This is a genomic window from Oceanispirochaeta sp. M1 (assembly GCF_003346715.1).
Classification (GTDB): Bacteria; Spirochaetota; Spirochaetia; order DSM-2461; family DSM-2461; genus Oceanispirochaeta.
This window is the reverse complement of sequence record NZ_QQPQ01000078.1, coordinates 1-10,042: the sequence shown is the minus strand read 5'-3', so window position 1 is coordinate 10,042 and position 10,042 is coordinate 1. Positions and strand designations below refer to the sequence as shown.

Genomic DNA, 10,042 nt, shown 5'->3' with positions numbered 1-10,042 from the left:
ATATATTTGAGAAAATTCCACTGGCCAATACTAATCAGGATCTGGAACAATTGCTTCCATGGAACATTGATAAAGAAGAACTCATCCCATAGACGATCAGTCAACACGGGGAGATATTAGCGCTTACAGTTTGCCGTGGCCAGCAACAGGTCCTTAAAAGCGGAGGGAGGCCGGCAGGAAGAAGTGTCCTATTTCGATGTGGAAGTCTGGTCCAAGGTCGCCGAAGCCTGTGAAAAGCATCTGCAGAAAGGGCGAGGCGTCCGTGTCGTGGGACGCCTGAAACAGGACCGCGGGATCGATGAAGAGGGGGGCTCTCATCACAAAATTAAGGTTGTTGGAGAACATGTGGAATTCAAACCCCAGAATACTGCCTCTGCAGGACCCGGAGACTCGAACGAATCGGAAGATGAGAACCTTAAAGAATCCATTGAGGATACTGTAGAGGAGAGTCTGGAGGAAGTTCTGATCTGAAGATCTCCGTATGGGCATGATGTTTGGCCAGGATTATTACGACTCTGGCCAAAGTCACAAGTCTTAAAATATGGTTTGATTAATAAATTATTGAAATCTCCCTGGTTTTGTAATGAAGTTGAGCGGACATCTTTGTTATACTCCTCTTCATGCAAAGAATCTGGAATAATAGACAGTTGGAACTGCTCGCACCAGCGGGTACTTTCGAGATTTTTAAAGGGATCATAGAGTCCTCCTGCGATGCGGTTTATCTGGGAGGACAGAAGCTCAATATGAGGATGATCCGAAAGGATTTTAACCTTTCGGAAAAGGAACTGGAGCAGGCTGTTAATATGGCTGATGCTCTAGGTAAAAAAGTCTATGTCACCCTCAACAGTCTCATTGATCCCGGAGAAATTGATTCTGCCCGGGAATATCTGACTGTATTAAGAGATATCAATCCCCATGGTCTGATTATCCAAGACATGGGGATATTGCAGCTTATTCATGATATGGGAATAATTATTCCCCTTCACAGTTCTGTCATGATGAATGTTCACAACCTTGATATGATCTGTTCTCTTGAGCAGATGGGAGTAAGGAAGGTCGTACTCTCCCGGGAAATGACGCTTGAACAGGTCCGCTCTCTTCATCAGAATACGGATGTTGAATTGGAATATTTCAGTCATGGTGATATGTGTGTCTGCAATGGGGCCCAATGTCTGTACAGTTCCTATCTTTTCGGAATGTCCTCCAACCGGGGACGCTGCCTCAAGCCCTGCCGCTGGCCATTTACTTTGAAGGGAGTGGAACAGGCTCCTCCATTTCCACTGGCTGTTAAAGATTTAAATATGATCAACCATCTTGGTGATATGATTATGGCGGGAATCTCCTCCTTCAAGATTGAGGGGAGGATGAGAGAAAAAGATTTCATTGTTGATCTGGTAAATCATTATGGACAGGCAATGGATGCATTTCTTGATGATCCTCTGACCGGGTCGCATGGTGGTACTGATATTCTGGAGCCCTTTAAAAAAAGGGATTTTTCAACAGGATATGCCTTTGGAAATCCCGGATGGTCAAATATAAATACTTTGGGGGAGGGAAGCGGCAAGTTTTACTCCACTGGAAAAATGTTCAGTGAACCCACAAGAGAAAATAAAATCCTGTTGGATGATGATTCAGAATTAGATATTGATATGGAATCATTTGAAGGAAGAACAACTCTCTCTGTTAAAGTGGATACTCCAAATCAGGCTCTTTCGGCCTTGAATGGGGGAGCAGACCGTATATATCTTTCGGGAGAACCCTTTCATCAGTACAATCCTCTGAGCCTTGAAGAAATAGCATCATTAAAAGAGGCCTGTCGAAGCAGAAATGCCGAACTCTATCTTACACTTCCCCGGATGATGAAAGACAAACAGAATGAGCTTTTCAGAGCCTGGCTGGATAGAGACCCTCAGATTGACGGTCTCTTAGTCAGCCATTTGGGAGCTCTCTCTTATCTGGATAATAAGAAGTACAGGCTGGTGGGGGATGTTTCACTGAATATCTATAACCATATGGCCGCAAAACTCTACATCAATAAGGGACTTCAGGCCTGGACTCCTTCTCTTGAAATGCCTTTTGATTCTCTGTTGATTATGGCATCCTCAGATGAGGGGCTGTCTGCGGAGCTGCTCCTCCACGGACGACCCGCCATGATGTATCTGGATCATGATGTAAGCGGAACTAAGGCTTCGGAGAGTATATTGGAGACGGCTGCAGGTAGCATGAAGGTTCTCAGGGATTATTGGGACCGTTATCATCTTCTCCCAGCAGGGGAATTTACACTTCTTCCAAAACTTCCGGAGCTTCTTCAGGCAGGATTCAGAAATTTCCGTCTTGAACTCCTCGATTATTCATCAGAAGAAGTGGGATTTCTGACCGCATTGTTTAAACAAGCCCTTGAGAATCCCTCAAACAGCAGGGATCTCTTTAAGACTATGATCCCTAAAGGTGAAGGATACAGCTATGGCGCACAAAAATACTGAAAGTAAATGGATAGGTCCAGAAGAAATCATCAGTAAAAAGAAGGAATTTCTACTGCCCTGTTCTTATCATTTTTATAAAGATCCTCCTCAGCTGGTTAAAGGTTTTGGCAGCCGGTTATGGGATTCAGAAAATAGGGAATATTTAGACTTCTTCGCTGGAGTTTCTGTTATGGCCTGTGGTCACTGCAATGAGGAGATCAATGCCCGGGTGATTGATCAGATTCAGACTCTGCAGCATACAACTTCAATTTATCTGACTCAGAATGTGGTACAGCTGGCTGAGAAGTTGGCTGAAGTACTTCCGGGTGATCTGAAACGTTCCTTTTTCTGTAATTCTGGCTCTGAGGCCAATGAAGGGGCCATGCTTCTGGCCCGTATCCGGACAGGAAAAAAAGGTTTCATCGCTCTTAAGGGCGGTCTTCATGGACGAACTTACCTGAGTTCCGGAGTCACCGGCATACCCATGTGGCGCAGCGATCCCTCATTGGAAGACCTCCCCGTATTTTTTGTTGAATCTGTGGCAGAGCTGCGTACGCTTCTTGAAGAACAGGGAGAGAATATTGCCGGATTTATATTCGAGGTTCTTCAGGGAAATGGAGGTATACAGCAGATTTCAGCTTCCTTCTTGAATGAGGCACTTCCCCTGCTGAAGGATCATGGAGTTCTTACTATTGCCGATGAGATTCAGACGGGTTTTGGACGAACCGGGAAGATGTTTGCTGTAGATCATTATGGCTTTACTCCGGATATTCTAACAGGAGCCAAGGCTCTGGGGAATGGTTTTCCAATCGGTTTTTTTGCCACAACAGATGAGATTGCCGCCTCCTTTACTAGGCCCTCTGCTTCCACTTTAGGAGGTAATCCTGTTTCCGCTGCAGCCGGGCTGGGAGTTATAGAATATATTCAGAGACTTCAGCTTGTGGATGCCGCCGCCCGGAAAGGGGAGGTTCTCAAGAAAGGTCTCGCTGATCTGGCAAATACTTTTCCTCGGCTCAGTCCCCCCAGAGGACTTGGTCTTATGCTGGGGTTGGAAATCTCAGGGACAGCCGAAATTGATGGCGGAGCAACTGTTGATATGATCCTTGAAAGGATGAAAGAAGAGGGATTTCTGATCGGTAAAAATGGGTTGGATCGAAATGTTCTGGCCTTTCAGCCTCCTCTGGTTATTACAGAAGAAGAAATCAGATTAATGATTAAAACATTACAAAAGATATTTAAGGAGCTTTTATGAAGCGTTTACAGGCAGTTGTCCTGATTCTTATTGGTTCATTGAGCCCTCTGAGTGCCGGCGGGCAGGCAGAGTCAAATAGTGAAAAAATCCGGATTGGAGTTATGCCTGATGCAGGAGCTCTTCCTCTTCTTCTAATGGAGGATGTGGAGGTTCTCCCGTTTATGAGTGCCAGGAATCGGGATGCCGCCTTGATGGCAGGAGAACTTGATGGAATGATGAGTGATCTTGTCAGTGTGATCCATTTCAATCAAAACAGTATAGCTGTGAAGGTCCTGACACTTACAGAGAGCCGGTTTATGATTGTCGCCTCTCCCGAGTTCACAAAAGAGAGTCCCTGGACCATCGGGATTTCTGAAAATACCGTGATTGAATATATGGTGGATGCCCTTGTTCCCTATCAGGAATTGGATAAGGTCGCGATTCCCAGTGTCCCTGTAAGGATGGAAATGCTGCGAAACGGTCAGCTTCCCATGGCTTGCCTCAGTGATGCTTTGGCCTGGCCTCTCATACAAGACGGATTTCAGGTCGTGAGAGATCAGATCAATACTGATCTGACACCTGCAGTCCTTGTTCTGACTCAGGACTTTCTGGACAGAGAACCGAAGCAGCTTAAAGCCCTCACTAATGCCTGGAATGTGGCCGTAGGGGAAATTAATGAAAATCCGGAGAACTATAGGAATCTGCTGCTGGAACAGGTCAGACTCCCGGCAAACGATGGCTATCCCATTCCTCTTTTCAGAGAAATAACTCTTCCCGGAGAGAGAGCCGTGGAATCTGTATTCACTTGGTATAGTGCTAAATACGGAAGTCTTGTGGGTGTAGATTTTAAGGACATGGTGATTTACTGATATGGCCTACAAAAACCTCCAGAATTTTATTAAAGACCTCGAAAAAGAGGGAGAACTGAAACGGATAAGCAGCGAAGTGGACTCCAATCTTGAAATTACTGAGATTACGGACAGGGTGAGCAAGAGCAACGGCCCGGCACTTCTCTTTGAAAATGTGAAGGGATCTGACTTTCCTGTACTCATCAATTCTATGGGTAGTTATAAACGGATGGCCATGGCTCTGGGTACTAAATCCATTGATGCCAAAGCCCATGAGCTGGGAGAGCTGATTGATTGGCTTTTTTCCCAGATGGTGAAACTTGATATACCAAGCTTTATACCCAAGGCTAAGTGGGCCCGAATTTTCTTTCCCTCAAAGGTATTGAAGGCACCCTGTCAGCATGTTGTTAACCATGATCCTGATTTGACTAAGCTTCCTGTACTTAAATGCTGGCCGGGAGACGGAGGCCCTTTTTTTACTCTCCCCATGGTTATTACCCGGGACCCTGAAACGGGATCTCAAAATATGGGCATGTACAGGATGCAGGTCTTTGATAAGAACAGCACTGGGATGCATTGGCATCTTCACAAGGATGGTGCCCACTTTTTCCAGAAATATAAAGAACGGGGAGAACGGATGCCCGTAGCTGTGGCGCTGGGGGATGATCCCGCGGTGACATATGCAGCAACAGCACCCCTTCCTGAGGGAGTCTCAGAACTCTTTTTTGCAGGATATCTCAGAGGGAAACCTGTAGAAACAGTCAAATGTATCACAAATGACCTGCAGGTTCCTGCTAATTCTGAATTTATTCTGGAAGGATATGTTGATCCGAAAGAGCCTTTAAAACGAGAAGGTCCCTTTGGAGACCATACTGGCTACTACTCTCTGGCTGATGATTATCCTGTGTTTCATGTGACCTGTATTACACATCGTAAAAATCCGGTCTATCCGGCAACTATAGTAGGGCAGCCTCCTATGGAAGACTGTTATATGGCCAAGGCAACAGAGAGAATCTTCCTTCCTTTGCTGCAGAAAATGATACCTGAAGTCATCGATATGAATCTTCCCCTGGAAGGGGTCTTTCATAACTGTGCTATTATCTCTATCCGTAAACGTTATACCGGCCAGGTTCATAAGGTACTAAGTGCCATCTGGGGGCTGGGGCAGATGATGTATACCAAGATGATCATTGTTGTAGACCATGATGTAGATGTTCAGGATATGAGTCAGGTGATGTGGAAGGTATTCAATAATATCGATGCCCGTAGGGATCTGATACTCAGTGATGGTCCTCTCGATGCATTGGATCATGCTTCTCCCAGGGCTCGTTTCGGCACACGCCTAGGAATCGATGCCACAAAGAAGGGCGCTCTCGATAATCATGAGAGAGAGTGGCCTGATGATATCCGGATGAGCGATGAAGTGAAAAGCCGGATTGATTCTATCTGGGAAGAGCTGGGTCTTGATGAATAAGGTTTTGATGATGAGCAGTAGAATCATCAAAAAGGGAAAGGGAATCAGTACGGCTGTAATGATTGAGCATACCCTTTTTTCCCTTCCCATGGCTGTTTCAGCCTTTCTTCTGGAAAGTAGTGGAAGACCTGCAATCTCCCGAGTACTGTGGATTCTGCTTGCTGTTTTCGGAGCCCGGAATGCGGCGAATGCCCTGAATCGGCTTATCGATCATACAATTGATGAAGAGAATCCCCGTACTGCAGACAGGGACCTGCCCGCAGGGCGAATAAAACGGCTTGATCTTTGGCTCTTTACAGCTTTCTGTACCGCTCTCTTTCTCCTCTCAGCGGCCATGCTGAATTGGCTCTGTCTGGCTTTAGTTCCGGTTGCCCTGATTCTGATCCTTGGATATTCATTTACAAAGAGATTTACCTTCCTCTGCCATTACTGGCTGGGGATCACTAGCTCCGTGGCTGTGATGGGCAGTTTTCTGGCTCTGCAGGGGCGATTTGAATGGCGATTTTTTCCTATGACTCTTGGAGTGGCTCTTTGGGTGGCGGGGTTTGATATCATTTATGCTACACAGGATATTGAGCATGATCGCACCCACTGCATCCACTCGGTTCCAGCCTACTTCGGAAAAAAAGGAGGGTTGATTATTTCAGGTCTCAGTCATCTTGGTACACTGTTCTTTTTCAGCCTCAATCTCCTGTTTTTTCCTCTGGGTTTCTGGTACATCCTAGGATTGGCAATAACGGCTCTTCTTCTTCTCTCTCAGCAGCTTATTGCCTGGAGAGGTCCGGTCAGCTGGATACCTCTGGCTTCATACCATTTGAACCAGCTTCTATCACCTTTGTTTCTTCTGTTTACAGCTTTGGATATTTATCTTCCCGGAGGTCTATATGGAAAATAAGCCCCTCATTTTGGGGATTACCGGTGCTTCCGGTGCTCCCTATGCCCTGGAAATCGTCCGTAAATCAATGGCCATGAACCTCCCCTTATATGTGATTCTCAGTAATGCAGCCAGAGAAGTCATGTCCCATGAAACAGGATGTAAATGGGAAGAATGGGTAGAAGAACTGGACCCGCAGGCCAAGCTTATACATACAGCCCCTGTCAATGAGATCTCTCATTCTCTCGCCAGTGGTTCCTTTTGTTCTAGAGGCATGGTTATTGCTCCCTGCAGTATGGGCAGTTTGGGAAGGATTGCTTCAGGTATCTCTGGAAATCTCCTTGAACGGGCGGCAGATGTCTGTCTGAAGGAGAGGCGTCCTTTAATCCTTATGACCCGAGAAACTCCGTTAAACCGGATACACCTCGAAAATATGCTCAAAGTTAACGATGCGGGAGGAATTATACTCCCTCCTGTTCCGGCCTTTTATTCAAAGCCTGAAACTGTGGATGATATTGTCCGTTCTACAGTTGAGCGTGTATTTATGCTCCTTAATATGGATGATTCAACAAGTTTTAGATGGAATAGTTTCAAGGAAAAAATCAATGATTAAGCTCCGGAATCTGGAGCTTTCCTATACAGGGGGCAGGCAGATTTTCGATGATATCGATCATAGTTTTGAAAGCGGTAAAATTCATGGCATCATTGGTCCGTCAGGCTGCGGCAAAACATCTCTACTCTATCTTATTGCCGGACTCACTTCTCCTGACAGGGGAGATATCTATATTCATGATTCACCATGCAGGGCCGGGCGTAGAGATATTGCCATTATTCTGCAGGAATACGGTCTTTTTCCCTGGAAAACAGCCTATGAGAATTTGGCATTGGGATTGAAAATAAGAAAAAGAAGCCGGAGTGACATAGATTCAGCAGTAAAGTCAATATTTAAAGTTATGCATCTGGAAGGTATGGAACAGCAATATCCTACGAAGCTGTCAGGTGGAGAAAGACAGCGGCTAGCTATAGGCCGAGCTTTGATTCTCGATCCTGAGGTTCTGCTTCTGGATGAACCATTTTCCTCACTGGATGCCATGACCAGAGAAAGTCTTCAGGAGCATCTGCTTCTTCTGAAGCAGGAAAGGAATCTCACAGTCCTTCATGTTACCCACAGTATTGAGGAAGCAGTCTTTCTTTCAGATAAGATCCATATTATGGATGGTCTGGGGAGAATCCATAATATGGATAATTCACCTCAGGGCACAAATTATCGTAAAGATCCTGATTTTTTTTCACATTGTGTCAAACTGAGAAAGGATCTTGAGTCTCTGAGTCTTAAGTCAGAATGCAATTTATCTGGAGAGAGGGAATCATGATTAAAAAAGGACTCTCTTTATTTATACTCATCTTTCTCTGGTACTTATTAAGCCTGTTGGCACAGAAAAGCTTTCTTCCTCTCCCTCATATAGTATTGCTGACTCTAGTGAAAGAGATCGTGTCTGGAGATCTTTCAAGGCATCTGGGAGTCTCTCTACTCAGAATCCTGGGAGCACAGCTTGCTGCATTTATACCTGCTCTGTTTCTCGGGATTGGTGCAGGGCGGAATAAAACTATGGATTCTTTATTAAGCCCTATGGTCTATTTTCTTTTTCCCATTCCGAAAATTGCTCTGCTTCCCATTATTCTTCTCTTTCTCGGTCTTGGAAATCTTTCCAAAATATTTCTTGTGGCTCTGATTGTTTTCTTCCAATATTACCTGAATATCCGTGATGGTGTGACAGCCATTAATAAGAAATACTTTGATTCCATGACAAGTCTGGGGGGAGGGAGTCTGATGAATCTGACTCATCTGATTCTCCCAGCAGTTATGCCGTGCATTTATTCCACTCTCAGACTGACTCTGGGGACCAGTATTGCAGTCCTCTTCCTGGCTGAAACATTTGCCACCCGCAGCGGAATAGGCTGGTACATCATGGATGCCTGGGGAAGAATCTCCTATAATGAAATGTTTGCCGGAATTGCAGCTCTGAGTCTGACAGGGCTTCTGTTGATGGAAATGACGAGCTGGTCTGAAAAAAGATTTTCTCCTTGGAACTTCTAATCGAATTTTATTGGGATGATCCTGGATCAAAAAATTATTTTGCTGACAGGCAGATAAAAGAAAAATCGGAAATAGTGTTTCACAGAAAGAGCACAAACTGAAGCATTTGATCATAATGTTTTGAACAATCAATTTATAAGAAATAAGCCCTTCCAATACTGTAATTCTCGAGGGCAATCTGGTGCGTGATCCCGAGGCCAGACTCACCCCCAAGGGAACTCCGGTCTGCAAGTTTGCCGTGGCCAGCAACAGGTCCTACAAAGCGGAGGGAGTCAGGCAGGAAGAAGTTTCCTATTTCGATGTGGAAGTCTAGTCCAATGAAGAGGGGGGGGCTCTCATCACAAAATTAAGGTTGTGGGAGAACATGTGGAATTCAAACCCCAGAACACTGCCTCTGCAGGACCCGGAGACTCGAACGAATCGGAAGATGAAAACCTTAAAGAATCCATTGAGGATACTGTAGAGGAGAGTCTGGAAGAGGTTTTGATCTGAATTAGATCAAATCAGGATTTATTCAGCCTGAGCTGTCGAATTGAACAGCTCGGGTTTGCTGTTCTATACGTGTACCCAAAAAAAGAGTATAATGGCGAAGTACAAAATTATCGTAAATTGAGCTTGGATGAGTATTATTGCCATTTATCATACCATTGGGTTGCTTGCTGGAAAAAGAAAGAAGATATATTGGTATTGGAGGTCTACTATGTTGGTTCACGTGAAAACGCCCCATACCGAGATAGAAATAAAAGGGGATGTTTCAGATAAAATCCTTGAAGTTCTTCAGAGTGAGTATGGTGAGAAGTTGGAAATCCAAAAGGATGAATATAGCGATCCATTTGAGACAGCCAGGTATAATGAGATAAAAGAATCTCTTACTCCCGGTGATTATCTAAAGACAGATCGTGAAAACAAAGGGATAACTCAAAATGAGCTAGTGTCATGACCGGCTGAATTTTAATCATCCAGCCGGAACTTAATTTTCGCCTTCTTAAAGGTAAATTTCCAATCAAACTTTACTTTCTGCTTATTCATTCTATTTTTCCAGGCATTTACATTTT

General features: G+C 44.8%; 12 protein-coding genes. All 12 read left to right on the top strand.

What is annotated here, in order from left to right:
- Positions 1 to 135: 135 nt before the first annotated feature.
- Positions 136 to 471: a single-stranded DNA-binding protein gene (locus tag DV872_RS25160; protein WP_114632735.1), complete on the top strand. Its 336-nt coding sequence runs from the start codon at positions 136 to 138 to the stop codon at positions 469 to 471.
- 149 nt (positions 472 to 620) lie between these two features.
- Positions 621 to 2,483: a U32 family peptidase gene (locus DV872_RS25155; RefSeq protein ID WP_114632734.1), complete on the top strand. Its 1,863-nt coding sequence runs from the start codon at positions 621 to 623 to the stop codon at positions 2,481 to 2,483.
- Entirely contained in the window at positions 2,464 to 3,714 is a 1,251-nt protein-coding gene (locus DV872_RS25150) for an aspartate aminotransferase family protein (protein ID WP_114632733.1), read from the top strand. Before DV872_RS25155 ends, DV872_RS25150 begins: the two co-directional genes overlap by 20 nt.
- Positions 3,711 to 4,562 carry an ABC transporter substrate-binding protein gene (locus tag DV872_RS25145; RefSeq protein ID WP_114632732.1) on the top strand — a complete coding sequence of 284 codons (852 nt, stop codon included), beginning with the start codon at positions 3,711 to 3,713 and terminating at the stop codon, positions 4,560 to 4,562. Before DV872_RS25150 ends, DV872_RS25145 begins: the two co-directional genes overlap by 4 nt.
- Before the next feature lies 1 nt (position 4,563).
- The gene (locus tag DV872_RS25140; protein WP_114632731.1) at positions 4,564 to 6,015 is read left to right on the top strand and encodes a menaquinone biosynthesis decarboxylase; all 1,452 of its coding nucleotides are present in this window, start codon (positions 4,564 to 4,566) and stop codon (positions 6,013 to 6,015) included.
- On the top strand, positions 6,008 to 6,910 hold the full coding sequence (locus DV872_RS25135; protein ID WP_114632730.1) for a UbiA-like polyprenyltransferase: 903 nt from the start codon (positions 6,008 to 6,010) through the stop codon (positions 6,908 to 6,910). The genes DV872_RS25140 and DV872_RS25135 overlap by 8 nt, the downstream gene beginning before the upstream one ends.
- Entirely contained in the window at positions 6,900 to 7,502 is a 603-nt protein-coding gene (locus DV872_RS25130; RefSeq protein WP_114632729.1) for a UbiX family flavin prenyltransferase, read from the top strand. The genes DV872_RS25135 and DV872_RS25130 overlap by 11 nt, the downstream gene beginning before the upstream one ends.
- Positions 7,495 to 8,262 (top strand): ABC transporter ATP-binding protein, encoded by a 768-nt coding sequence (locus DV872_RS25125; RefSeq protein WP_114632728.1) that lies wholly within the window; start codon positions 7,495 to 7,497, stop codon positions 8,260 to 8,262. Before DV872_RS25130 ends, DV872_RS25125 begins: the two co-directional genes overlap by 8 nt.
- A complete protein-coding gene (locus DV872_RS25120; RefSeq protein WP_158547179.1) occupies positions 8,259 to 8,987 on the top strand; it encodes an ABC transporter permease in 729 nt (242 codons plus the stop codon). The genes DV872_RS25125 and DV872_RS25120 overlap by 4 nt, the downstream gene beginning before the upstream one ends.
- A 142-nt stretch (positions 8,988 to 9,129) precedes the next feature.
- Positions 9,130 to 9,300, top strand: coding sequence for a single-stranded DNA-binding protein (locus DV872_RS25115; protein WP_114632726.1), 171 nt, complete (start codon positions 9,130 to 9,132; stop codon positions 9,298 to 9,300).
- Positions 9,301 to 9,353: 53 nt separating this feature from the next.
- On the top strand, positions 9,354 to 9,479 hold the full coding sequence (locus DV872_RS27180; protein ID WP_255526225.1) for a hypothetical protein: 126 nt from the start codon (positions 9,354 to 9,356) through the stop codon (positions 9,477 to 9,479).
- Positions 9,480 to 9,606: 127 nt separating this feature from the next.
- A complete protein-coding gene (locus DV872_RS25110; RefSeq protein WP_114632725.1) occupies positions 9,607 to 9,927 on the top strand; it encodes a hypothetical protein in 321 nt (106 codons plus the stop codon).
- Positions 9,928 to 10,042 lie beyond the last annotated feature (115 nt).

What these genes read in the sequence shown, in the direction of transcription:
- DV872_RS25155 (WP_114632734.1), top strand. Translation starts at nt 621, where the DNA reads ATGCAAAGAATCTGGAATAATAGACAGTTGGAACTGCTCGCACCAGCG.
- DV872_RS25150 (WP_114632733.1), top strand. Translation starts at nt 2,464, where the DNA reads ATGGCGCACAAAAATACTGAAAGTAAATGGATAGGTCCAGAAGAAATC.
- DV872_RS25145 (WP_114632732.1), top strand. Translation starts at nt 3,711, where the DNA reads ATGAAGCGTTTACAGGCAGTTGTCCTGATTCTTATTGGTTCATTGAGC.
- DV872_RS25140 (WP_114632731.1), top strand. Translation starts at nt 4,564, where the DNA reads ATGGCCTACAAAAACCTCCAGAATTTTATTAAAGACCTCGAAAAAGAG.
- DV872_RS25135 (WP_114632730.1), top strand. Translation starts at nt 6,008, where the DNA reads ATGAATAAGGTTTTGATGATGAGCAGTAGAATCATCAAAAAGGGAAAG.
- DV872_RS25130 (WP_114632729.1), top strand. Translation starts at nt 6,900, where the DNA reads ATGGAAAATAAGCCCCTCATTTTGGGGATTACCGGTGCTTCCGGTGCT.
- DV872_RS25125 (WP_114632728.1), top strand. Translation starts at nt 7,495, where the DNA reads ATGATTAAGCTCCGGAATCTGGAGCTTTCCTATACAGGGGGCAGGCAG.
- DV872_RS25120 (WP_158547179.1), top strand. Translation starts at nt 8,259, where the DNA reads ATGATTAAAAAAGGACTCTCTTTATTTATACTCATCTTTCTCTGGTAC.
- DV872_RS25110 (WP_114632725.1), top strand. Translation starts at nt 9,607, where the DNA reads ATGAGTATTATTGCCATTTATCATACCATTGGGTTGCTTGCTGGAAAA.